24 protein-coding genes are annotated in these 22,742 nt (G+C 62.8%); 10 read left to right on the top strand and 14 right to left on the bottom strand.

Annotated features, from left to right (window positions below; all coding sequences use genetic code 11):
* Nucleotides 1-47 precede the first annotated feature (47 nt).
* The 3 genes from RWT78_RS08420 to RWT78_RS08410 form a co-directional block, all read right to left on the bottom strand.
* Nucleotides 48-2,216: a catalase gene (locus RWT78_RS08420; protein WP_314675263.1), complete on the bottom strand. Its 2,169-nt coding sequence runs from the start codon at nt 2,214-2,216 to the stop codon at nt 48-50.
* 142 nt (nt 2,217-2,358) lie between these two features.
* On the bottom strand, nt 2,359-2,595 hold the full coding sequence (locus tag RWT78_RS08415; RefSeq protein ID WP_003943084.1) for a CsbD family protein: 237 nt from the start codon (nt 2,593-2,595) through the stop codon (nt 2,359-2,361).
* Between the two features lie 302 nt (nt 2,596-2,897).
* Nucleotides 2,898-3,362 (bottom strand): hypothetical protein, encoded by a 465-nt coding sequence (locus RWT78_RS08410; RefSeq protein WP_223304477.1) that lies wholly within the window; start codon nt 3,360-3,362, stop codon nt 2,898-2,900.
* Between the two features lie 282 nt (nt 3,363-3,644).
* On the opposite strand from RWT78_RS08410, the gene helR reads away from it, so the two are divergent.
* Nucleotides 3,645-5,867, top strand: coding sequence for an RNA polymerase recycling motor ATPase HelR (gene helR, locus RWT78_RS08405; RefSeq protein WP_314675260.1), 2,223 nt, complete (start codon nt 3,645-3,647; stop codon nt 5,865-5,867).
* Here helR and RWT78_RS08400 read toward each other — a convergent pair.
* Entirely contained in the window at nt 5,829-6,590 is a 762-nt protein-coding gene (locus RWT78_RS08400; RefSeq protein ID WP_003942865.1) for an IclR family transcriptional regulator, read from the bottom strand. The two genes, helR and RWT78_RS08400, sit on opposite strands and share 39 nt — an antisense overlap.
* Nucleotides 6,591-6,659: 69 nt before the next feature.
* Here RWT78_RS08400 and RWT78_RS08395 point away from each other — a divergent pair, with 69 nt between their 5' ends.
* The 5 genes from RWT78_RS08395 (at nt 6,660) to RWT78_RS08375 (ending at nt 10,801) form a co-directional block, all read left to right on the top strand.
* Entirely contained in the window at nt 6,660-7,487 is an 828-nt protein-coding gene (locus RWT78_RS08395; protein ID WP_047272343.1) for a 2-keto-4-pentenoate hydratase, read from the top strand.
* On the top strand, nt 7,484-8,428 hold the full coding sequence (locus RWT78_RS08390; RefSeq protein WP_003943168.1) for an acetaldehyde dehydrogenase (acetylating): 945 nt from the start codon (nt 7,484-7,486) through the stop codon (nt 8,426-8,428). Before RWT78_RS08395 ends, RWT78_RS08390 begins: the two co-directional genes overlap by 4 nt.
* Complete coding sequence (dmpG, locus tag RWT78_RS08385; protein WP_003943058.1) at nt 8,425-9,453, top strand: 4-hydroxy-2-oxovalerate aldolase; 1,029 nt, start codon at nt 8,425-8,427, stop codon at nt 9,451-9,453. The genes RWT78_RS08390 and dmpG overlap by 4 nt, the downstream gene beginning before the upstream one ends.
* Before the next feature lie 159 nt (nt 9,454-9,612).
* Nucleotides 9,613-10,329, top strand: a complete 717-nt coding sequence (locus RWT78_RS08380; RefSeq protein WP_051649632.1) for an NUDIX domain-containing protein — start codon at nt 9,613-9,615, stop codon at nt 10,327-10,329.
* A 19-nt stretch (nt 10,330-10,348) separates the two neighbouring features.
* Nucleotides 10,349-10,801, top strand: a complete 453-nt coding sequence (locus RWT78_RS08375; RefSeq protein ID WP_314675254.1) for a DUF6389 family protein — start codon at nt 10,349-10,351, stop codon at nt 10,799-10,801.
* A gap of 97 nt (nt 10,802-10,898) precedes the next feature.
* On the opposite strand, the gene RWT78_RS08370 is transcribed toward RWT78_RS08375, so the two are convergent.
* Complete coding sequence (locus tag RWT78_RS08370; protein WP_064443541.1) at nt 10,899-11,393, bottom strand: DinB family protein; 495 nt, start codon at nt 11,391-11,393, stop codon at nt 10,899-10,901.
* 133 nt (nt 11,394-11,526) lie between these two features.
* A complete protein-coding gene (locus RWT78_RS08365) occupies nt 11,527-12,003 on the bottom strand; it encodes a hypothetical protein (protein ID WP_314675252.1) in 477 nt (158 codons plus the stop codon).
* A 375-nt stretch (nt 12,004-12,378) separates the two neighbouring features.
* On the opposite strand from RWT78_RS08365, the gene RWT78_RS08360 reads away from it, so the two are divergent.
* Complete coding sequence (locus tag RWT78_RS08360) at nt 12,379-12,750, top strand: SdpI family protein (RefSeq protein ID WP_064113540.1); 372 nt, start codon at nt 12,379-12,381, stop codon at nt 12,748-12,750.
* 44 nt (nt 12,751-12,794) lie between these two features.
* Here the strand turns inward: RWT78_RS08360 and RWT78_RS08355 are convergent, their stop codons facing one another.
* The 4 genes from RWT78_RS08355 to RWT78_RS08340 form a co-directional block, all read right to left on the bottom strand.
* Nucleotides 12,795-13,829: a MerR family transcriptional regulator gene (locus RWT78_RS08355; protein ID WP_314675249.1), complete on the bottom strand. Its 1,035-nt coding sequence runs from the start codon at nt 13,827-13,829 to the stop codon at nt 12,795-12,797.
* 13 nt (nt 13,830-13,842) lie between these two features.
* Nucleotides 13,843-14,508: a HEAT repeat domain-containing protein gene (locus RWT78_RS08350; protein WP_172827070.1), complete on the bottom strand. Its 666-nt coding sequence runs from the start codon at nt 14,506-14,508 to the stop codon at nt 13,843-13,845.
* 82 nt (nt 14,509-14,590) lie between these two features.
* Nucleotides 14,591-15,061, bottom strand: coding sequence for a DUF2269 family protein (locus RWT78_RS08345; RefSeq protein ID WP_003943264.1), 471 nt, complete (start codon nt 15,059-15,061; stop codon nt 14,591-14,593).
* A 34-nt stretch (nt 15,062-15,095) separates the two neighbouring features.
* The gene (locus tag RWT78_RS08340; RefSeq protein ID WP_314675245.1) at nt 15,096-15,770 is read right to left on the bottom strand and encodes a DJ-1/PfpI family protein; all 675 of its coding nucleotides are present in this window, start codon (nt 15,768-15,770) and stop codon (nt 15,096-15,098) included.
* 205 nt (nt 15,771-15,975) lie between these two features.
* On the opposite strand from RWT78_RS08340, the gene RWT78_RS08335 reads away from it, so the two are divergent.
* Nucleotides 15,976-16,920 (top strand): helix-turn-helix domain-containing protein, encoded by a 945-nt coding sequence (locus RWT78_RS08335; RefSeq protein WP_314675244.1) that lies wholly within the window; start codon nt 15,976-15,978, stop codon nt 16,918-16,920.
* 8 nt (nt 16,921-16,928) lie between these two features.
* Here the strand turns inward: RWT78_RS08335 and RWT78_RS08330 are convergent, their stop codons facing one another.
* Nucleotides 16,929-18,044: an ABC transporter substrate-binding protein gene (locus RWT78_RS08330; RefSeq protein WP_314675243.1), complete on the bottom strand. Its 1,116-nt coding sequence runs from the start codon at nt 18,042-18,044 to the stop codon at nt 16,929-16,931.
* 99 nt (nt 18,045-18,143) lie between these two features.
* Nucleotides 18,144-18,815 carry a DNA alkylation repair protein gene (locus RWT78_RS08325; protein ID WP_030537444.1) on the bottom strand — a complete coding sequence of 224 codons (672 nt, stop codon included), beginning with the start codon at nt 18,813-18,815 and terminating at the stop codon, nt 18,144-18,146.
* 146 nt (nt 18,816-18,961) lie between these two features.
* Between RWT78_RS08325 and RWT78_RS08320 the strand changes: the two genes are divergently transcribed.
* Together RWT78_RS08320 and RWT78_RS08315 are read left to right on the top strand one after the other, a co-directional pair.
* On the top strand, nt 18,962-20,308 hold the full coding sequence (locus RWT78_RS08320; protein WP_007735660.1) for an APC family permease: 1,347 nt from the start codon (nt 18,962-18,964) through the stop codon (nt 20,306-20,308).
* A 25-nt stretch (nt 20,309-20,333) separates the two neighbouring features.
* A complete protein-coding gene (locus tag RWT78_RS08315) occupies nt 20,334-20,702 on the top strand; it encodes a hypothetical protein (RefSeq protein WP_064113535.1) in 369 nt (122 codons plus the stop codon).
* A 50-nt stretch (nt 20,703-20,752) separates the two neighbouring features.
* On the opposite strand, the gene RWT78_RS08310 is transcribed toward RWT78_RS08315, so the two are convergent.
* Both RWT78_RS08310 and RWT78_RS08305 read right to left on the bottom strand, forming a co-directional pair.
* The gene (locus tag RWT78_RS08310; protein ID WP_314675239.1) at nt 20,753-21,457 is read right to left on the bottom strand and encodes an SDR family oxidoreductase; all 705 of its coding nucleotides are present in this window, start codon (nt 21,455-21,457) and stop codon (nt 20,753-20,755) included.
* A gap of 108 nt (nt 21,458-21,565) precedes the next feature.
* Nucleotides 21,566-22,742 (bottom strand): aminotransferase class I/II-fold pyridoxal phosphate-dependent enzyme (locus RWT78_RS08305; protein ID WP_314675238.1); only part of this gene is annotated, 1,177 nt, incomplete at its 5' end.

Below are 22,742 nucleotides of genomic sequence, written 5' to 3'. Positions count from 1 at the left end.
CGAACTGGCAATTCGGCCACACCGTCGGAGTGAACGTACGTCGGCACTCAGGATGTAGGCGGCACCTCGAAACGCCCCCACACGCGGTGCGTCTTCAGAAGCTGAGCCAGCGAGGCGAGCGCTCCTTCCGCGTCTGCATCGACGACGACTCCCAATGCAGACTCGTCGATACCGGCCGCAGCCAGCGCACTCATGCTCTCTCCCCAACCACCAATTGCCTTGCTGTGACGATACATTTCGTTCAGCAGAGTCTCCACCCGTGGATCCAACTTTCCCTCGCCTATCCGAGAAACGTCGCCGCTCAGCAGGATTGCATCGAATTCGATCGAACGAGCTGTGAGGTACGTTCGCTGCACCGTCACCGCGTCGTCACCGTCCCCGATGGTTCCACCGTGCGGGCCGAGGATCAGCGGCACCATGCCGGCGTCGAAGATCTTGTCTCGAACCGCGACAACCGTTTCGAGATCGGAGTTCTCATCGACCAGTAGTGCGATGATCCTTCCGTCTACCGGCCATTCCGCACCAACCTGGGACAGTGCAGGGCTGAGCTCCGGATCACTCAACGGCTCGGTCGGTTCGGGAACCGGAAGGCCAAGCCCCCCTGCGACGATCGACACGAGACCCGCGTCGATATTTGCCAAGATGCCCAGATTCCGGGTCTTGATGTTCTCCTCGTAGCACTTACCCAATTCGAAGGTATACGCCTGCGCGACGTGCTCCTGTTCGACAGGGGAGAGACTGCGATAGAAGAGTCGAGCTTGCGAGAAGTGATCGTCGAACGACGCCGGCGCCTGCCTCACCTTTCGCCCTGAAACTTCTTCGGGCACCTCGATATAGGCCGCGCTCTCCGCCGAGGCCAAGAACGGGCACCCACCGTCCAACGAATTGGGATGGTACGGCGCAACTCCGGTATGTACACCGTCCTGATGAAAGCCGTCGCGAAGCATGTCGTTGACAGGCGCGTGAGCCCGGTTGATCGGGATCTGATCGAAATTGGGGCCACCGAGTCGCGTGATCTGGGTGTCGAGGTACGAGAACAAACGTGCCTGCAGGAGACGATCGTTGGTGATGTCGACACCCGGAACCAAGTGACCCGGATGGAATGCAACCTGCTCGGTCTCGGCGAAGAAGTTCGTCGGATTGGCGTCGAGTGTCATCGTTCCGATGACCTGAACCGGCGCGAGTTCTTCGGGCACGATCTTGGTGGGATCCAATAGATCTATGCCTTCGAACATTTCGTCTTCGGTATCAGGGAACACCTGCACGCCCAGATCCCAGGACGGATATGCGCCCGCCTCGATGGCGTCGGCAAGATCGCGTCGATGGAAATCCGGATCCACACCGCCGGCGATCTGCGCTTCCTCCCACACGAGTGAATGCACTCCGGCGGCCGGCTTCCAGTGGAATTTCACCAGATTCGTCTCGCCGTCGGCATTCACGAGCCTGAACGTGTGAATACCGAAGCCCTCCATCATGCGATAGGAGCGCGGGATGCCGCGATCGGACATGTTCCACAATGTGTGCGCCGTGGCCTCGGTGTGCAGCGACACGAAATCCCAGAATGTGTCGTGCGCGCTCTGCGCCTGCGGGATCTCGCGGTCCGGGTGGGGTTTCGCGGCATGGATGATGTCCGGGAATTTGATGCCGTCCTGGATGAAGAACACCGGGATGTTGTTGCCCACCAGGTCGAAGACACCTTCGTCGGTGTAGAACTTGGTGGCGAAACCGCGTGTGTCGCGTACGGTGTCCGCCGAACCTCGTGAACCCAGCACCGTCGAGAACCGCACGAACACCGGGGTTCGAGCACCGGAAGCGAACACCGATGCTTTACAGATGTTTTCGGCTGCGCCATTCGCCAGGAACATTCCGTGTGCGGCCGCCCCGCGGGCGTGGACGACGCGCTCCGGAATTCGCTCGTGATCGAAGTGTGTGATCTTCTCACGCAGGTGGTGGTCTTGAAGAAGAGTCGGGCCGCGCTCGCCGGCAGTGAGTGAGTGGTCGGTCTCGTAGAGACGTGTACCGGTTGCGGTGGTGAGGTACTCCCCCCGCTGGCCGCGACCGTTTCCCTTCACCTTCTCCTCGGCACCCGCGACGGTACGCACCTCCGGCTGCCGCTGGTCATCCTTGGGCGGCAACGGCTGTCGAGGCTTGACCGGCTCTTTCAGGTCCGGCGCTTTCGGGGCCGGTGCACCTGGGACGGACTGAGATGAAGGCATCGAACAGCTCCTCTTGATCGTCATGCTGGGCGCAAGAATCTTGTTACGCCCTATGTAAGTAGAGATTTCAAACTGAACGCGGAGCCACGACTCACCCCCGGCTGGGATCAATCCCCGGCCGAGGGTGACGAGTGCGTCAGGGCTATTGCTCGGACTTCTGTCGCGCTTCGTCCGCGGCCGCTTCTGCGCGAGCCTTCTCGGCTTCTGCCTCTTTCTTCGCGACTTCTCGCTGGCTTTCGGCCTTGTCCTGCTGGGCGCGGCCCTCTCGGGTCAAACTGTCGTTTCCGGAAACCGCACCCACGGCTTCCTTGGCCTTACCCTTGACGTCCTCTACGACGCCTTTGATTCCCTCGCTGGGACCGCTCTTGTCATCTGGCACGTTGACCCTCCAATACGTTTCGGATTGTTGCTCAGGAATCCCACACAGGTAGGAATCCCCCACAGAAGGCCCTACCCCGTCGAAATTCGCATAAACATCCGTGCACCGACACGCCGCAACGCGTACAAGAAGCGGCCACCGAGGGGAGTGCCGTTCACTCTCGTGTGTTATTCAGTGCTCATGAGCCAGTTACAGACCGATCCCCCCGTGGGCGGAACGCTGTCCACGATTCGCGCGCTTGCGCCCAACCTGGCTCCGATCGAGCGATGCGTCTCGAACATCTCAAATAGCAAACAGCATTCTCAGAAACTGTTTACCGGGCACAGGAATTGGCGGGACTCGTTCCAGAAGGGGAAGAGGTCGGTGGTGGTGGCCGTGGGGTGGTCGATCTCGGCGAGAGTGTAGAAATCGAGAATCGTCCGCCCGGCGGTTGCGCTGACCTCGCATGCCTGCAAGCTCAGTTTCGCCTCCGCCACGAAGCCGATACTGCGGGCGAAAGGTCCGAGGATCCCGGCATTGACAAAACCCTCGAGGTTTTGTCCCCACTGGTTGTAGTCCGACTGCAAAGCAAAGCTGCATGTTTCACCGAACAACTCGGTGCAGGTTGTCGGCTTCCCACCGATCGTGTGAACCGTATCGGCGAGCTCGTGCGAAGTACCTTCGCGCGGTGATCCGGAAAGGAGAAGCAAGACGGCGACGGCCAAGGCAACCACCAGAAGGATGCTCGCGGCCGTTGCCAGTATCGCCTTCACAATCCCTCGATCCACGTAAGTTCATGAGGGGAACCGTTTTTGGAACACCGGTCACTGGATTTGTACCCGTGACACTCGGGGTCCAAACATCGACCAGGCTGGGAGCCGTGCATCAGGCTGGGGGGGTCGCGAGAGGATCTGTGGGAAAAAGCCGGGGGAGGATCGACACTCCCTTCCACTATCAATGTATATCGCACCGGGGGCCTTGCGGCAAGGCCCGGGTAGTGCCGCAGAATGGCTCTTCCGATCCCGCACGACCCACTACGGGATCGGAACAGCCAGCGGAAGTGAGGGCACGTGCCAACCCAGGGATACGAAGAAGAACTGCGATCCGAGCGGAACTATGTGGAGGGGCTCTACGCTCGCCTCGATGCGGAGCGCGCCCGAGTCAAGGGCAGGTACAACACCGCTCTGCGCGGAAACGGCGAAGCACTCATGGAACGCGACGCCGAGGTGCGCGCGCTCGCCAAAGAGGTGAAGAGGCTGGACGTAGCCGACAACGGCCTGTGCTTCGGCCGGTTGGACTCGCTGTCGGGTGAGACTTCGTACATCGGCCGAATCGGCCTTCTCGATGCGGACAACGACTACGAACCGGTGCTGCTCGATTGGCGGGCGCCGGCATCTCGCCCGTTCTACGTTGCCACCGCTGCAAACCCGGAGAACATGCGTCGACGCCGTCAGTTCCACACACGCAGTCGACACGTGGTCGATTTCACCGACGAGGTACTCGGGCGCCCTGACGGCGCGGAACACGACACCCACAGCGATTCCGCCTTGCTCGCTGCGGTTAACGCACCGCGAGGTGAGGGCATGCGCGACATCGTGGCCACGATCCAGGCCGAGCAGGACGACATCGTCCGACTCGAACACCCCGGGGTGCTGGTGATCGAAGGTGGCCCCGGTACCGGGAAAACCGTCGTCGCCTTGCACCGCGTCGCCTACCTGCTCTACACGCAGCGAGAGCGAATGGAACGTCACGGCGTTCTCGTGGTCGGGCCGAACCCGGCGTTCCTGAACCACATCGGCCGCGTGCTGCCCTCGCTGGGCGAGTCCGACGTGGTGTTCATGACCACCGGTGATCTCGTTCCGGGTTTACGCGTCACCGCCGAGGACGCTCCTGAGGCCGCTGGGCTCAAAGGCTCGCTGAAGATCCTGGACGTTCTCGGCGCAGCGATTGCCGATCATCAGCGATTGCCCGAGAACCCGTTGTTGATCGAATTGGCGGACGTCACAGTGCGAATCGACGCCGAAACTGCGGAGTGGGCCCGAGAAGAAGCTCGTTCGAGCGGACTCCCCCACAACGACGCTCGCACTGTGTTCACCGAAATCGTCACCTGGGCACTGACCGAGCGGGCGATAGCGCGGATCGGCAAGGGATGGTTGACACGCAGTGACCGTGAAGCCTGGGAACAAGTGCGCGCAGATCTGACCGCAGAGTTGGCGGAGAATGACGCGTTTGCCGCCGCACTCGACGCACTCTGGCCGATCCTGACACCGAAAGAGCTACTGACACAGCTGTTTACTTCGCCGGAACGCCTACGCAAGGCAGGCGCAGACGAGACACTGTTGCGCCGAGAGGGCGATGCCTGGACGGTGTCCGACGTTCCGCTTCTCGACGAATTGGTGGACATGCTCGGCCGGGACAAGCCCGTCGACCAGAGTGCCGAACGTGAACGCCGCGACGAGGCTGCGTATGCAGCGGGCGTGCTGGACATGATGATCAGTCGCGAAGACTTGATGGACGACGAGGATCATCTCCTCGCCCAGGACATGCTGTACGGCGAGGACCTGGCGGATCGTTTCGTCGAACGCGATACCCGGGAGCTCGCCGAACGCGCTGCTGCTGACCGAGACTGGACGTACAGGCATATCGTGGTCGACGAGGCACAAGAGCTGTCCGAGATGGACTGGCGAGTCCTGATGCGCCGTTGCCCGGACCGGTCTTTCACGGTGGTAGGCGATCTCGCGCAACGACGTTCACCCGCAGGTGCTCGCTCGTGGGCGACGATGATGGAGCCGTACGTTCCCGGCCGCTGGATCTACCGATCCCTGTCGGTGAACTATCGCACCCCCGCCGAGATCATGAGCGTCGCCGCCGCCTTGCTCGCCGAGTTCGCGCCAGACGTCCAGCCACCCGAGTCCGTCCGCGCCTGCGGGGTCCAACCGTGGTCCAAGCGAATCTCCGCCGACGAACTAGCCTCCGCCATCGACGAATTCAATCAGGACGAGGCCGGACGCGAGGGTACGAGCGTCGTCATCGGACCTGCGAGTGTGCCCGGCGCTGTGCCGGTTTCGGAAACGAAGGGCCTCGAGTTCGATGCCGTGCTCGTCGTGGAACCGGAGCGAATCATCGCCGACGGCCCACGCGGTGCGTCTGAACTCTATGTCGCCCTCACCCGCGCGACCCAACGTCTCGGCGTCCTACACGAGGGGCCATTGCCGCACGCATTGACCGGGCTCGTCCGGGTCGGGACGGCCAGATCACCGCAATCGTTCGCGGCGAGCGATCGTGCTGTGTAGGCCTTCGGCAGCAGCGCGCACGTAGGACACCTGGCTCTCGGGGACGAAGCGACTGGTGGGACCGGTGACACTGATGGCCGCGACGGGTTTGTCATTGGTTCCGAATACCGGCGCCGCAACGCATGCGAGACCCGGCGCTGATTCCTCGCGCTCGAACGCAATACCGGTCTCGACCACTCGGTTCAGTTGGGTGTTGAGAATGCCGGGCGCAACAATTGTGTGCGGGGTTCGGCGCGTCATCGGCTCCGACAGCACCTCGCGGCGAAACTCGTTGTCGGAGAATGCCAGGAGCGCCTTGCCGATTGCGGTGCAATACAGCGGTATCCGGCCACCGGTCCGGGACGGTGAGTTGGCTTGCCGGTGTCCGCCGATCTTCGCGACGTATACGACGTCGTGGCCGTCACGGACCCCCAGGTGGACTGTCTCGTGGGTCCGCTCGTACAGGTCCTGGAGGAACGGCATCGCCATCTCCAGGAGGCTACGTTCGAGAGAGGCGAGCATGCCGAGTTCGAAGAGGCCGCCGCTGAGCCGATAGCCACCGTCGATACGGTCGAGTAGCCGGTTCGCGACCAGTTCGTTGGCCAGGCGGTGCACCGTCGCCTTGTGCAGGCCCGTCCGCTGGACCAGGGTGGCCAGAGGCAACACGTGGTCGTCGGCCCGGAAGGCGCGCAGGATCGTCACCGCCTTGCCGAGCACGGTGTCGAGGTTTGCGCTGCCAGTCACCTCCCCAGCGTATCGCTGAGTGAGACAGTTCCCTGGCGCAATCTCGGTGCCGCGGCGAAAGTAGTGGCCATGAGCCAGCCCACGAATACCAGTACAGCTAGCGAGACCGACATCGCAGCTGCTGCGGACCGCCTCGCAGCCGCCATCGCGAGCGGCACTCCCTGCGCGCCAGTACGCGATCTGATCGGCGCCGACGACCTCGTCGCCGCCTACGCTGTCCAGCGCCGCGTCGACGAAATCCGTCGGCAGGCGGGGGCCGTGGTCGTAGGCCGCAAGATCGGCCTGACCTCGGTGGCAGTCCAGCAGCAGCTCGGTGTCGACCAGCCCGACCTCGGCGTGCTGTACGCCGACATGGAGTTCCCCGCCGGCGGCGCCATCCCCATGAGCCGTTTGATCCAGCCCAAGGTCGAAGCGGAAGTTGCCTTCGTGCTCGGTGCCGACCTCGTGGATGGACCGCTGGACAACGCGCAGGTGCGCGGTGCGATCGACTACGCCGTCGCCGCGATCGAGATCTGCGACAGCCGCATCGAGTCGTGGGACATCAAGTTCGGTGACACCGTCGCCGACAATGCGTCCTCGGGCGTGTACGTCCTGGGAACCGAACGACGCACCCTCGACGAGGTGGAACCTGCCGGCGTCGTCATGTCGATGTCCGTCGACGGCACCGAGGTGTCCACCGGCGTCGGAACCGCCTGCCTGGGCGATCCGATCGAAGCCGTCGTCTGGCTCGCCCGCACTGCACGTGAGTTGGGGCAGCCGCTGACCGCAGGGCAGGTGATCCTGTCCGGCGCTCTCGGCCCCATGGCACCGGTCACCGCAGGCAACGAAGTCACCGTGACCGTCTCCGGGCTCGGTTCCGTCACCACCAGTTTCTCCAGCGAAGAGGACAACGCATGAGCAAGGTCAAGGTCGCGATCATCGGATCGGGCAACATCGGCACGGATCTGATGATCAAGGTGCTGCGTAACTCCGACTACCTGGAGATGGGCGCGATGGTCGGTATCGACCCCGCGTCGGACGGCCTCGCTCGCGCGGCGCGTCTGAACGTGCCGATCACGGCAGAAGGCGTCGAAGGCCTTGTCGGTCTGCCGAACTTCGACGAGATCGAGATCGTCTTCGACGCCACCTCGGCAAAGGCTCACGTGGCCAACAACGCGCGGCTGGCTCCCCTCGGCAAGCGCATGATCGACCTGACGCCTGCCGCGATCGGACCGTACGTCGTACCGGCTGTCAACGCGGACGAGCACTTGGACGCACCCAACGTCAACATGGTGACGTGTGGCGGCCAGGCCACCATCCCGATGGTTGCCGCTGTTTCTCGGGTCGTCCCGGTGGCGTATGCGGAGATCGTCGCGTCCATCGCCTCCAAGTCGGCCGGTCCCGGAACGCGCGCCAACATCGACGAGTTCACCGAGACCACGTCCGAGGCGATCGTGGCAGTCGGCGGCGCTCGTCGCGGCAAGGCCATCATCATCCTCAACCCCGCTGAGCCGCCGCTCATCATGCGCGACACGGTCTTCTGCCTCGTCGACGCACCGGACCCGGCTGTTCACGACGAGATCCGTCAGTCGATCGAGAAGATGGTCGGCGACGTCTCCGCGTATGTCCCCGGCTACCGACTCAAGCAGGAAGTCCAGATCACCGAGATCCCGGCCGACCAGCCCGTCGAGACATTGCTCGTCGACGGCAATCGCCCCACCCACCAGGTGTCGGTGTTCCTCGAGGTCGAGGGCGCGGCACACTACCTGCCTGCGTACGCCGGCAATCTCGACATCATGACGTCCGCCGGAATGCAGATCGCGGAGCGCATCGCCCAGCAGAAGGAAGCAACCAAGTGAGCAACCGCAAGATCTTCGTCCAGGACGTCACCCTTCGTGACGGCATGCACGCTGTCCGCCACCGCATTTCGCCCACCGACGTCAAGCGGATCGTCACAGCTCTCGACGCTGCCGGCGTCGACGCGATCGAAGTAGCACACGGTGACGGCCTCGCCGGCGGCTCGCTCAACTACGGCCCCGGCTCGAACACCGACTGGGAATGGATCGAAGCAGCGGCCGAGGTACTCGAGCACGCTCGTCTCACCACGCTGCTGCTTCCGGGTGTCGGCACGATCAGTGAACTCAAGCATGCTTACGACCTCGGTGTTCGCTCGGTTCGCGTTGCCACGCACTGCACCGAGGCCGACGTCTCCGCGCAGCACATCGAAACCGCCCGCGAGATCGGCATGGACGTCTCGGGCTTCCTGATGATGAGCCACATGGCGCCTGCCGAAGAACTGGCCAAGCAGGCCAAGTTGATGGAATCGTATGGCGCGCACTGCGTCTACGTCACCGACTCGGGTGGACGTCTGGTGATGAACGACGTCGCGGATCGTGTTCGTGCATACCGCGACATCCTGGACGAGGGCACCGAAATCGGTATCCACGCCCATGAGAATCTCTCACTCTCGGTTGCCAATTCCGTTGTCGCAGTGCAGAACGGCGTCACCCGCGTCGATGCTTCGCTTGCCGGTCACGGCGCCGGTGCCGGCAACTGCCCCCTCGAGGCCTTCATCGCCGTCGCCAACATCGAAGAGTGGGAGCACGGCTGCGACCTGTTCGCCCTGCAGGATGCCGCCGACGACATCGTCCGACCGCTGCAGGACCGGCCGGTCCGCGTCGATCGCGAAACCCTCACTCTCGGCTACGCCGGTGTGTACTCGAGCTTCCTGCGCCACGCCGAAACTGCGTCGGAGCGCTACGGAATCGACGTTCGCACACTGCTGCTCGAAGCTGGACGCCGCCGTCTGGTGGGTGGTCAGGAGGACATGATCGTCGACATCGCGCTCACCCTCGCAGCGCAGGCGACAAAGGAAGCAGTCTGACGCGCTGCCGAGTTCGCTGACACCCGAGTCCCGCTCCCGTCTCCGGACGGGGGCGGGACTTCTCAGTTGGACTGAGAGTTTCCGCCGCGACGCCGCTCAACGCTGAAGCTGTTGTTACCCAATAACGGCGAGGTGCCGATCTTCGCTACGGTGGATGACATGACCGAACCTCTCAGCGACCGGCTGATACACCCAACTGCAACGGCGGGTTGCGCCGGCGTCGACATTCCGGACAGCCGGGGTCGCACCGGCCTCGACCGAACAGGCTTCGGGCTGCACGGTAATCCGAATGTCGAGGTCGAACGAGTCGAGGTCACCTCAGACGGTTGGCATGTGTTGCGTCGCAGCACCTTCACGTACCGGCGACGGGACGGCACTGTCGAGACACAGCAACGAGAAACCTACGACCGTGGGAACGGCGCGACGATCTTGCTGTACGACCCAGAACGGCGCACCGTCCTGCTGACGAAGCAATTCCGCTTTCCCGCTTACGTCAACGCACACCCCGACGGCATGTTGATCGAGACCGCAGCCGGTTTGCTCGACGACGACACGCCGGAAGTAGCCATTCGGCGAGAGACGAGCGAGGAGCTTGGCGTCGCGATCGGTGAGGTGCAGCATCTGTTCGATCTGTACATGAGCCCCGGATCCGTCACCGAGAGAGTGCATTTCTACGCCGCTCGATACAGTCCGGCGGACAGAACCGGCAGCGGTGGCGGGGTGCCAGACGAAGGCGAGGACATCGAAGTCCTGGAGTTGCCGTTCGACACGGCACTCGACATGATCTCCGGCGGAGAAATCGTCGACGGTAAGACGGTCATTCTTCTTCAATGGGCGGCCATGTCGGGGGCACTGACTTCGAAGTCGATTGCCTGAATTTCTATATCCTGTGCCGATGGAACCTGCTGAGTACAGCGACGCGCTGAGGTCTGTCCTCGATACCGTGTCGGCGGTAGTGAGCGATCGACTGGCTGCGATTCACCACGCGGCAACCCCGCGCACCGAAGGGATCGTCATCGATGTCTCGGTCGATCAGGACGGCGAGGGAACATTCGGCGTCTGGGCACGATTCGAGGGTCCAGACGCATTCAGCCTGAATCAGCAAATCGGTTATGAGAGAGAGATATTCGGCGTGATCTGGGGCGAGGAAGGCTGGGAACCGCCGGCTCCGCATCGACCGCGAAAGTGGTCACGTGTGGAACTCGAGAAAGTTGTCGTCGGTGTCGTGGCCAAATGGATCGACGGGCTCATTCCCTCGGCCGCCACCGGACTAGCTTGGGAAGTAACGACTCCCGACGGAACTGTCGACGCTGTACCAGTGGGCGGTCGTGGACATCTGCCTCGATGAAGCGCGGAAGCTGTGGGCGGGATGGAAGACCTCACCGCCACGGTTGTCGTCCAGGATCTGCCACTTGTACCGACGGATTCTATCCATTGTTGCGATGTCACCGGCCGGTCGCACCGTCGATCAGTTCGCGGAGGATGTCAGCGTGCCCGGCATGGCGTCCGGTCTCTTCGATCATGTGCACGAGCGCCCAGCGGACACTGGGAGCGGGTCGTTTCGCCCCCGGTCGCGGGATGGGCGCGGCAAGATCTGTGCATCCGTCGAGAACTGCGTTGGCACGCTCGACCGTCTCGCGATAGCGACTGACGACACCGTCCACGCTGTCTTCCGATGACGGCTGAAACGTCGCTTTCCAATCCGTCACGTTTTCTGCGAGAAACATCGATCGTTCGACAAAGGTCAAGTGAGTGACCAGCCCGAGCAAGGTTGTCCCAGACGGAACAATTGTGGTGCGCACCTGAGGTTCCGGAGCACCCTCGACCTTGGCAGCGATCGAATCACGCAAGTAGTCGAGAAACGCGCGTAGCGTATCGACCTCGCTATTTCCGGACCGGGGTGGTGGGGCATCACGGCGGCTGCGACGCGACGCTGCCATGGTGGTTCTCCTTACTCGGTGAAGAACGACATAGAGGCTTCATTCCTGGGTGGGCAGAACCGATCCTTCCGAATTCACTCCGATCCCGCATCAAATTTTGCCGTTGCGGCAAAGGCAGGCTTCATCGCCGGTATCACCGCGCCGAATGCAGGTCGTGCACAAGTTGGGGCCTCCGCAACTTGCCGACCTCGAAAGGCCACCGCTGCAGCGGGTAGGCGAGACGAGCCACGAAGTAGTTGGCGTACTCGGCGACGCCGAAAGCCCACACCGCCACCACGCCCACGGCCGCGCCGGAGTGATCTGGTAGCCAGATGACAACGCCGAGAAGAGCTATCGCCAACAAGAGAACATCGAGGACCCGAAACACGCGGTAGAGCGCTGCGAGGCGGGCCGGCATCGGCGCCTGCTCGACCCAGCCTCGGGCAAGCAGCCAATAGACACCCGCTTGTACGAGAACCACGAGCAGTGGGGCCAGCGCCGACCACAACGCAGCGGAGTCTTTCGGGCATTCGAGCCGAGGCATCACGACGCCGACAGCCACAGCGGCAAATACGGCCGCGGCCGCCAGTTCGCCGAGGCCGAGGCTCAGGTACCTGCGTCGCAAACTCATTCGCCGTTGATCCACCACGTGAGAAACCATATCCGTTGATCACCGCGCAGCGGGTGCGCAGCAGCTTCGAGGCTTTGCCTGAGATCGATCAGGCTCGCAGCCAAAGGAATACGGTTCACCTCGACTTGATTCGGGCGGATCATCCGGCACGTGTTGGCAGATCCGGCGGGAAACCTTTTCTGCCTAGGCAATCCACACTAGGGCTTGTCTGAAAACTAGTCCGAGATCGAGTCCACTGCTCATCCGACAAAGCCTGAAAGTGCGTCACCCGATCAGCAGTACATACATTCGTTCGCATACAGTCGGATGTGTCCCAGCGGCACCCCAGACTGGAATGTCCGCTGCGTCAACATCTGCCGATTGGGGGCTGGACGGATGGAATCGCCTGACTTACTGGGTCTGACGGTCTCACTGACGTCGTCGACGCTTATCCTCGCGTTCGTTGCTGGGCTCATGCCGCGACTCGTCGGTGATGAACCGAATCCCGTTGTCGGCATACGCACGAAGGCGACGATCTCGAGCCCCGAGGCGTGGCAATTGGCCCATCGGATTGCGTGGCCCCTTCTACGCCGGACGGCGTGGACAGCCGTAGTGGGACTGTGCATGCAGGTCGTCATCGGTGTCGTGACAGGTTTCGGATCTGTGGTGTCGGCTGTCGCCTCAACAGTCGTGTTTCTAGCGGTGCTCCTTGTCCTGCTCTGTGCAGCGTTGAAGGGCAACGCCGCGGCAAAATCGTTGCGGCGCTGACCACCCGGGCCCGCATTTGTCAGAGGTGCCCTAGTTCTCCGATTTCAGTTCCCGATACGCGGTCGTTCGCGTCGGCGTGGTCCACGGTCCCGCATCGCGAGGATCGCGGCTGCCGTGGACGCGACCGTCTTGTCGTTGTCGCGTGTCAGCCGGGCGAGCGCTTCCCGGGCCGCCGCGCCGGGAATCTCAGCGATTGCCTGCGTGATTCGCAACCTCGTCGGGGCGTCGTCGGTGTTGTCGAGCCTGTCCTGCACTGCTGCGACGACTTCGCCGCTTGCAGGTGAGCGCTCCGCCAGAAGGCCCAATACCTCGCCGGCCTCGACGTCGCGTTGCCCGTCGGCGACCATCTCGAGGAGAACGGGCATCGAAACGGCCTCTCCGCGAGTTCCGAGGGTGAGAGCAGCGTCGGCGCGGACTTTCGCGTCCGAATCATCGAGAGCAAACCTCAGAGACCGCGTTGCTTCCTCGGTGTGGATCCCGGAGATGGCGGACATCGCGCGGCGCCGAACCTGGACGTCCTCCGATTCGAGCCCCTTCGCGAGACCTGCAAGGCCCGCACCTTCGGTCCTCGCCAACGCCCATTGCAACGCGCCGGCCACGTTGGCATCCTTCTCCGACAGGATGGCCTCGACGAGTGCGTCGACGGGCAATGCCGCATTCGCATCCTGCGACAGGATCGCTTGCTGACGGTGGGCAGCGAACTCGGATTCGAGTGCACGCAACAGCGAGACCATGCGCAGGACGTCGTCCCACTCCGAAGGGGCGGATGCGTCGACCCTTTCGAGTTTGGTCAGCAATTCTTCCTCCGCCGCGATCCGTTGCCGAGTGTGTTGCACGAGTTCACCCACCAAATCGGCCGGGGCGAAGTCGGGTTCGTCCAGTGCACGCTTGGCCTCGTTCAGCGAAAGCCCCAACGTCCTCAGGCTCTCGACGTGGAAGAGTCGACGGATGTCGTCGGCGGAGTACTCCCGGTAGCCGCCGGACGTGCGGCCCGTCGGCTTCACCAGTCCCAAGGTGTCGTAGTGACGCAGCATCCGTGTGCTGACACCACAACGCCGCGAGACCTCGCCGATCAACATCCGTCTCCCCTTCCTACGCGTCCGGGCCGATTGCCGCGACGCGCTTCGCCAACTCGTGAGAGAGTGCGAACCCACCGTCGGGGTCGTGCCAGAGTTGCTTTGTAGCATCAGCATGCGCCCGGACACGCGGATTCGGGCTCATACCGGCCGCGTCGAGCACCGGGAGTACAGCCTCGCCGAGCCCGGTCAGAGCACGGCTCAGACTGAGCTGCATCTGCAGTTCACCCCGCCCGAGTTCGGTCGCCAGATCCGCTGCGAGTGCACCCTCGACTCCTGCCGGCACGAGTGCCACTGCGGCGCGCCACGCACTGCGCGCGACCTCGTCGTCCTGGTCGTGCACCAGCGCAGAGACCTCGGGCCACGCGATCGGATCGCCGATCTTGGACAAGGTGTGGAGCGCCTGACTGCGGGCTTGCGAACCATCGGACCCGAGCTCACGGATCAGCCTCGGCACCGTAATTTCGGCCGGCAAGCGGCACAATGCCCAGGTCAGCATGTCGCGGACGAAGAAGTCCGGCTCGACGGCGCACCGATCGATCAGGGCATCCGTCAGCTCAGGGTCCGGGCGCGTGCCGACAGCGAGCGCGGCGCGCAGCCGAACCGAGGGATCAGCCGCGGCCAATGCGTCGACGAGGTGAGCATTCTGTCCACCATGGTTGGTTGTGTTCACGACAACCACCTCCTTCGTCGACCATTGGAGTCCTTGTCACTGTGTCAAGGTCAAGCGTCGCTGTCTCCGACACGGGAAATATCGCCTCGGATCACACGCCGGTTGTCGATCCTGGCCGAAAGATCATCAGCACGACGACAACGACCCAGAGCAGATTGAAGATCCCCGTCGCTGTGCCCAGTCGACGGGTGAGCCGCGTTGCGACATCCACAACGGACCCGGTTCCTTCGATCGCCGCCATTGTCAGCCGTTGGGCGGGAAGCACGACCGCGGTGAGTATCACGGCGGCAACGACGGTGAGTGCGATCGAGGTGAGGATCCACAGGTCACCGAGCACTCCGAGATTGACGGCGGTGGCGACACCGAGCATCGGAACGACAACGCCGATCGTGGCATACACCCGAACGATGCGATGCAGCATGCCCGTCGTCGCAACACTGGCGCTGTCCGGATCGGCGAGCGCGGCGCGGCTCGCCACCGGGAACATACTCGCCGCCACAGCGACGGGGCCGATGGCAAGAATGGCCGCAATCACGTGGAGGGACAGCAGGATTCCGGTCATGGGATTTCTCGCGTTTCGGTACGCACAAGCGTATTCACGCAGCGTCCGGGGCGAAGGTGATTACAGGCTCGGCGCCCTTGGCCGACCACACCGTTCCACGACGCTCGTAGTCGAAGAGCGCTTCGACCTCGAGACTTATCCGGGGCCCGAGGCATCGTTCCAACAGGTACAGGCCCAGGTCGAGACCGGATGTCACACCGCCGGCGGTGATCAGGTCACCGTCGTCGACGATTCGCGCCTGGATCGGAATTACACCGCCGGCCGCCAATGCGTCCACGGCAAGATGGTGCGTCACGGCGCGACGCCCTTCGAGAAGCCCCGCCATCGCCAGCGCCAATGATCCTCCACAGACGGTCGCAACGAGCACACCAGGATCGTCGAGTGCACGGCGCATCATGACAGGCAGTTCGGTTTCCGTTGTGGCCGCGAGTCTTTCCGGCAAACTGGTGCCCGGCTGGTCCGCATTGGGTTCGAAGAGACCCGATGCTCCGGGAACGATGATCAGATCCGCGTGTTCGACATCGAGGGTTGCAGTGGCGGTCATAGCGAGTTCACCACTTCCGCTCAGGACAGTCCGAGGCCCCTCCGCACTGACGAGTTCGACACTCAACGCCCCACCGCTGGCGAGACCCCCGGCGTAGAGCACCTCGTACGGACCCACGACATCCATGGGATCGAATCCGTCGAACAACACGATCTGCGCGTGCACTGCAACCTCCGATTTTGTGCGACGCGCTCCTGTGCGCGTCGCTGTTCCTACGACAGTAGGAGGAAGTTGACCCCTGCGGCGACGGCTGAAAGCCAACCTTCGACGGCTTTCAGCCAACCTCACATATTCTGTGAAATACCAGTTGAGAGGATATTTCACGACACGCGATCACAGAATCTCGCGCCACATACGCTACGTTTCAGACATGCATGACGTTGCAGTTCTCGCGTTGCCCGGAGTGGTGCCGATGGACCTGGCGGCACCCCTCGAAGTCTTCGGACGATGCAGGCTCCCCTCGGGTGCACCGGCGTACCGGACCTCCGTGTGCGCGCTCACCGAGGAGGTGGAGACCGGAACGTTCACGATGCGAGTACCGCACGGACTCTCACGCCTCGCCCAGGCAAGCACGATCATCATCCCGGGCACCGCCGATCTCGACGTGCCGATCGACCCCGAGATCATCGAAGCCCTCAGAACTGCCGCGGATCGCGGCACGCGCATCGCCTCACTGTGCGTCGGCGCATTCACCCTCGCCGACACAGGCCTGCTCGACGGACTTCGCGCGACGACGCACTGGGCGGCTGCGTCGGAGTTGGCCCGCCGGCACCCGGCTGTCGACGTCGACGCTGCCGTTCTCTACGTCGACAACGGGCACGTCCTGACTTCCGCCGGCGCCGCGGCCGCACTCGACCTGTGTCTGTACATGGTTCGTCAGGACTACGGGTCCGCGGTCGCCGCCGACACGGCGCGGCTGAGTGTGATGCCGCTCGAACGTGCCGGAGGGCAAGCACAATTCATCGTTCACGAGCCTCCCGTACCCAGCGGAACAACCCTTCGACCACTACTGAACTGGATGGAAGAGAATCTCGGGGAGCAGCTCGACATCACGACAATCGCGGCCAGGGCAACGATGAGCACCCGCACGCTCAACCGCCGCTTCCAGGAACAAATCGGTACGACGCCGTTGCAGTGGCTCCATCACGCGCGGCTCCGCCAAGCGCAATTTCTGCTCGAGACTACCGACCACTCGATCGAACGTGTTGCGGGACAGGTCGGATTCAATGCCGTCACGACGTTCCGCGAACGCTTCCGAGACCTGGTCGGTACCAGTCCACAGCGGTACCGGACACAGTTTCGAACTTCCCGCTAGCGGGCCGGTCAGCCCTTGGCGTTGCCGGCAGCGGTGTTCAGAACTGTGGCGACGTCGTCGAGGATGTACGGGATGGTCAGGACCGTCAGTCCGCCGAACGCGAAGTTCTTGTCGACGCTGAAGTCCTTGGTGGATGCCGTACGCCCATCGACGATCACCGGCTGAGCTGCCACCAGTGGCTCGGCGAGGAACGCGTTCAGAGAGTCCTTGTCGTAGGCCACCACGAACAGCACGTCAGACGCAATCAGCGGCGCCTGCTCGGTGCTCAGCTCGAAGTACACGGCCTCGGGATCCTTGGCGGGATCGGCCTGCTGGATCGTCGGCTCGTTCTTCAGACCCAGCTGCTCGAGGAACTCGACACGCACGTCGGCGTTCTTACTCACCGCGAAGGTGCTCGGACTGTTCGGGAGTCCGATGGTGACGGTCTTACCTTGCAACGCAGGGTTCTTCGCAGCCGTCGCGCTGATCGCGGCGTTGGTCTTGTCGATGAGCGTGCCGGCCTCGGCCTGTTTACCCAGCGCCTGACCAGCGATGGTCACCTGGTCCTGCCACGACGCGGTCCACGGCTCGTCCTGGAAGGAAACCACCGGCGCGATCTTCGACAGTGCGTCGAATTCCTGCTGAGTGAGCCCGGAGTACAGGGCGAAGATGAGATCTGGTTCAGCCTTGGCGAACTGCTCGACAGGTGCTTCGCCCGTTCCGTCACCCGACAACAAGATCGGCTGCTCGCCACCGAGCTTGTCGAGTGCCTCGGCGTCCCACTTCAGAATGCCCTGCGCGTCGGCCCCGTACTGAGGTCCGGAGAAAGTGGGCATCGCGACCGGGACGACACCGAGCGCCAGGAGGGCGTCCTGATTGGACCATCCCCAGGTTGCGACCCGCCTGGGCTCCTCCTTGATCTCGGCCGTGCCGAGGGCCGACGTGATCGTCACCGGGAACGCGGCGTCGACTGCGGATGAAGTCCGGGTGCTGTCTTTGTCGTCGGTGCTGTCTTTGTCGCCGTTGCTGCTGCAGGCCGCCATTCCGGCCGCCAGCCCGCACGCCGCCACGACGGCTACCATCCGGCGGACACGGCTGCCACCACTTCGTCGCTCTGACAGCCCTCGTCCCAAAATTCTCGCCACGCCAGGACCTCCCGGTCGATCGACCTGCTCAGACACCCCGAGCGGGTGACGGCGCCTAACGTAGCACGAAGGTAACCCTATCCTCAGTTGTCGTGCGCTCTACTTTGCCCTCTGTCGTCGCACCATCTCCGCGATCCAGATGGGCGCAAACGGCGAGGTGCAGTTCGGTGGAGTCGGGTAATCCTCGAGCACCCGCAGTCGCTCACCGATCTCGATTGCCCGGGCGCGGTACTCGGCATGTTCGATCCCGATCTGAGCCAGGCAGTGATTCATCGCCCATTGCAGGCGGTCAGGAGCATCCTTCATCTCCGCCTCGATGACGTCGAGTAGCCCTGAAAGGTCAAGTCCCTCGGGCTTCTTCGCGACACGTTCGGTGGTCAGAGCCCACCCGGCGCTAGCGACCACAGGATCAGGGTCAGCGGTCCAGGCCACCCGCAACTCCTCGGCATGCGGGTTCTTCTTCACCACGTAATTGACGAGCCAGTCCTGCACCTTCGGAGTGCGGGCCTCTCGCAACATGACATCCAACTCGTCACGCTCGAACGCCTTCGGGCGGCAGATCAAAAGGGCCAACAATCGCGCCGCGGTATCGCCCGTCGCCCAAAGCTGTTGTGCGAGTTCCTGCTGAGTCTTCAATCGCTTCGCAACAGCGCGCAGTTTTGTGAGGTTCACACCGTGATCGTCACCGTGCTTCTCGTTCACCGCACGCGCCTTCGGATCTTCGAGAGCAGCCAACTCGTCCATCACCGCGGCAACCGTCGTTTCGGCCACTTCGTCCTCCAGTCACTACTTCTGCGATTCCCCTACAAGCAAAGCACGGGAAGGCGGGCGACCTACGTTTGAAACCTCGGCCAATGGGTACATGACTGCTCCTGAGGTGGCGGCACGTCACCATGAAGACAGGATGAACCTTGCACATGCGACGCGCCGCGAGGGCCGAGAACGTGGACGAAACCGCACGCCGCGACGAAGGCGGCGGTACGAACACTCTGACCCGGGCGATAACCGGCCCACTCCTTTTCGTGTTCATCCTCGGAGATGTTCTGGGCGCCGGTATCTACGCGTTGGTGGGCGTCATCGCCGGTGAAGTTGGTGGAGCCGTCTGGGTACCACTGCTCGTAGCGCTCGTCATGGCATTGCTGACAGCAACGTCGTATGCCGAACTGGTCACCAAATATCCGCGAGCGGGCGGCGCAGCCGTCTTCGCCCAACGGGCGTATCGGAAACCACTGATCTCGTTCCTTGTCGGCTTCTCGATGCTGGCGGCCGGCGTAACCAGTGCGGCGGGACTCGCCCTCGCATTCTCGGGCGACTATCTCAAAGCCTTCATCGACGTCCCAACCGTTCCAGCGGCGCTCGTCTTCCTGCTCCTGGTGGGACTTCTCAATGCCAGAGGCATCAAGGAGTCGATGCGCGCCAACGTCGTCATGACAGTCGTGGAGGTCACCGGGCTCGTCCTCGTTGTCGTCCTCGCTTGCATAGTTCTCGGGCGCGGCGACGGAACCCTGAGCCGCGTCGTGGAGTTCGACGACAGCCGATCGCCTGCACTCGCGGTGCTGGCTGCGGCACTCCTCGCGTACTACTCTTTTGTCGGCTTCGAAACGTCCGCGAACGTCGCCGAAGAAGTGAAGAACGTGAGCAAGGTCTACCCACGCGCACTGTTCGGAGCATTACTGACAGCCGGCGCCGCCTATGTCCTTGTCGGCCTGGCTGTCTCGGTGGTCCTGCCCGCCGACGAACTTGCCGCATCCTCCGGGCCACTGCTGGAAGTTGTGTCAGCTGCCGACGTCGGCGTTCCGCCTCGCCTGTTCAGCCTGATCGCGTTGGTCGCCGTCGCCAACGGCGCACTGCTGACAATGATCATGGCGAGCAGGCTGACATACGGGATGGCATCGGAAGGCTTGCTCCCGAGCGTCTTCGCTCGGGTACTGCCGCAGCGACGGACCCCCTGGGTGGCGATTATCGCGACCACAGCAGTTGCCATGGCTCTCTGCGTCACCGGATCGCTGTCAGCCCTGGCGGAGACGGTGGTACTCCTGCTGCTTTTCGTATTCATCAGCACCAACATCGCCGTCCTGGTTCTGCGCCGTGACGCAGTGCAACACAAACACTTCCGAACGCCGATCATCTTCCCGATCCTCGCTCTCGGTACGTGCGTTGCGTTGCTCACCCAGCAGAGCGCTGCGACGTGGCTACGCGCATCATTACTCTTGGCCGTCGGAGTAGTGCTGTACGCCCTCTCCCACCGCCGATCCACGAAGTGAGGTGCGATGTACAGGAGCCGGTGTGATGACCGACAGTTCTGACGCGTCAGATGTAATTCAGCGTCGAGAGCGAAAGATCAACAGGCGAACCCTGACGTACGGCGTGTCAGTCGTTCTGGCTACCACGGTTTTGGTTATCGCGATCGTGTGGTTGGGCTCCCGGCGGGGCGAATGCTTCGGTACCGACACCTTGCTGTGCTCACAGAAGGATCGCCGACTGGCGGTCTTCGTCCCGAGCCTGATGTTGCTGCTCGGGACCGTGGGCGCGTTCTTGCGAGCCTCCCTGCGATTGCACCGCCTGCGGCGCCTCTACATTCGGCCGTACATGGCGTGGGCCTTGGCGGGCCTCACCCTGACGTATCTGACCGGAGCTTACTTCTTGATCGGGGTCTAGATTCTCTGAATACGTCTGTTCAGCAACCAGGTTGAGTCGACAGCCGCAAATCAGAATCGCGGATCGTCGATCGCAGTGAGGACTACTTCCCGCACTGACGTCGAAGACGACAAACTCGAGATCGAGCGCACCGTATCCACAACGTCCTGTACCGGGACCAGAGATCCCTCTCCCCTGGCGGCAGCGACGTCTCGGGGCACGTCGAGTCCGTCTTCTGTATTGAGATATCCGAGATGAAGGACAGTCACGGCGAGTCTGTCCTTCCGGTAGCCCTCTCTCAACGCGTCGGCAATGCCGTTGATCGCGAACTTCGATGCACCGAACGCAACCTCCGGCCTACCGCTTCGCGGGAGTCCCGAGGTGGACCCGGTCAAGATGATCCGAGGTCGAGGACGGCCGATCATTCTCGGGATCAGGCGCTTGAGCAGGAGAATTGTGGCCGTGATGTTGGCGTTGATCATTTCGAGCATTTCGACATCGGATTGATCTGTGAACGCATAATCGGAAGTGAAGGCATCCCCTTCCCAAATTCCGACGTTGCAGATCAGGGTATCTACACCACCGACAAGCTCCTGATCGATCGAATTCGCTGCCGTAACAGGATCGGTCAGGTCGGCTTCGATCCACTCGGAGACGTCGAACCCGTCAGGACGCCGACGCGATATGCCGAGAACTTCGTCGCCATCGCTCCTCAGACCCTCGATCAACGCACGACCAAGACCTCGGCTCGCACCGACAACAACCGCCCTCGCCACAATTACACCCTTCGTCGTCGCTCGAACCGATCCTATCGATCCAGCCGTCGCCGGTAGTTTCGTCGAGAAGCGAGAGACTCAGATTCGCACCGTAGTGCAGCTGGACAACTACGGGCTCGCCAATATTTCAGCCAGGGCACTGGCGAACTCGCGTGCTTGGTCAGAGGTGATGGTGGAGGCGGTCACACGAAGTGCCCGGTGGCACTGACCCGGCGTCGCCGAGAACTGACTTCCGTCCCGCACGAGCCAGCCAGACTCGGCGAGTCGCTCGACAATCGGTTCGGAATCCCGATCCAGCGGAACCCAGACATTGAGTCCGTCGAAAGTGTCAGGAACCTCGATATCATGTTCTGACAGTGCAGATTTCAGAAGGGTTCGGCGGCGCTCGTAGACAGCGCGAGCATTGGCGAGGCCGTCGATCACCGTCGGATCACTCAGCAGTTCAGCACTCAAGCGCTGCTGCAGGTGACTGACCCAGTTGGCGCCCGACCGGAGATGAGTGCTCAGCCGAATGCCGGTGTCGAGGTCCGAGGCGACCACTGCCACGCGCAGGTCGGGCCCGAGAAATTTCGACACGGAACGAACAAGCGCCCACCGCGTCGTGCTCATCGGAGCGAGCCGACAGTACCGATTGCTGGACACGGCAGAGAAGTGATCGTCCTCGATTACCAGAACGTGAGGGAACTCGGCCAGGATGCTTCCGAGAATCGCCGCTCGGTCGGCGCTCATGCTGACCCCGGTGGGGTTGTGCGCACGAGGGGTGCAAATAATCGCGCGCACACCACTTTCGAGAGCACGCAGCAGCCCTTGCGGGGTAATACCCGAAGTGTCGATGTCCATCGGTACCGCTCGGAAGCTGTTGGCTTTGAGCGTTCCGATGCTCGCCAGGAAGCACGGATCCTCGATCGCGACGGCGTCACCTCGGGTCAAATGAGCGGTCAACAGTCGCTCGACCGCGTCAACGGCACCGTTGGTGATGGTGATCGAGCACGGCCTTAGAACCTCGTCCTCGATCGAGGAACGTGCCCAGGAATCGAGTAGAGGCTCGGTGGCTGCGGCGCCGTACAACCGGGGCGTGTAAGTGGTCCGGTCCAACGAGGCTCTGAGATCAGGCAGCAATGCCGGATCAGGATTTCCGCTGGCGAGATCCACGCTGCCAGGAAGAGCGATACCGCCTTCTCCTTTCAGGAACGGTATGGCTCGCACGAAGCTGCCGCGCCGGCCCTGTGTCTCCACAACTCCCGCCGCCACGAGCAAGCGATAGGCTCCGGCAACTGTGTTCCGG

Source organism: uncultured Rhodococcus sp., assembly GCF_963525155.1.
GTDB lineage: Bacteria > Actinomycetota > Actinomycetes > Mycobacteriales > Mycobacteriaceae > Rhodococcus_F > Rhodococcus_F qingshengii.
The sequence above is the reverse complement of the archived record's forward strand: the minus strand, read 5'-3'. Positions and strand labels throughout refer to the sequence as shown.

Excerpts from the sequence above, each read along its gene's own strand:
- RWT78_RS08395 (WP_047272343.1), top strand. The coding sequence starts at position 6,660 with ATGAGCCAGCCCACGAATACCAGTACAGCTAGCGAGACCGACATCGCA.
- RWT78_RS08390 (WP_003943168.1), top strand. The coding sequence starts at position 7,484 with ATGAGCAAGGTCAAGGTCGCGATCATCGGATCGGGCAACATCGGCACG.
- RWT78_RS08420 (WP_314675263.1), bottom strand. The coding sequence starts at position 2,216 with ATGCCTTCATCTCAGTCCGTCCCAGGTGCACCGGCCCCGAAAGCGCCG.
- RWT78_RS08355 (WP_314675249.1), bottom strand. The coding sequence starts at position 13,829 with ATGTTGATCGGCGAGGTCTCGCGGCGTTGTGGTGTCAGCACACGGATG.
- RWT78_RS08360 (WP_064113540.1), top strand. The coding sequence starts at position 12,379 with ATGGAATCGCCTGACTTACTGGGTCTGACGGTCTCACTGACGTCGTCG.
- RWT78_RS08315 (WP_064113535.1), top strand. The coding sequence starts at position 20,334 with ATGACCGACAGTTCTGACGCGTCAGATGTAATTCAGCGTCGAGAGCGA.
- RWT78_RS08320 (WP_007735660.1), top strand. The coding sequence starts at position 18,962 with ATGCGACGCGCCGCGAGGGCCGAGAACGTGGACGAAACCGCACGCCGC.
- RWT78_RS08370 (WP_064443541.1), bottom strand. The coding sequence starts at position 11,393 with ATGGCAGCGTCGCGTCGCAGCCGCCGTGATGCCCCACCACCCCGGTCC.
- RWT78_RS08380 (WP_051649632.1), top strand. The coding sequence starts at position 9,613 with ATGACCGAACCTCTCAGCGACCGGCTGATACACCCAACTGCAACGGCG.
- RWT78_RS08335 (WP_314675244.1), top strand. The coding sequence starts at position 15,976 with ATGCATGACGTTGCAGTTCTCGCGTTGCCCGGAGTGGTGCCGATGGAC.
- RWT78_RS08365 (WP_314675252.1), bottom strand. The coding sequence starts at position 12,003 with ATGAGTTTGCGACGCAGGTACCTGAGCCTCGGCCTCGGCGAACTGGCG.
- RWT78_RS08375 (WP_314675254.1), top strand. The coding sequence starts at position 10,349 with ATGGAACCTGCTGAGTACAGCGACGCGCTGAGGTCTGTCCTCGATACC.
- RWT78_RS08345 (WP_003943264.1), bottom strand. The coding sequence starts at position 15,061 with ATGACCGGAATCCTGCTGTCCCTCCACGTGATTGCGGCCATTCTTGCC.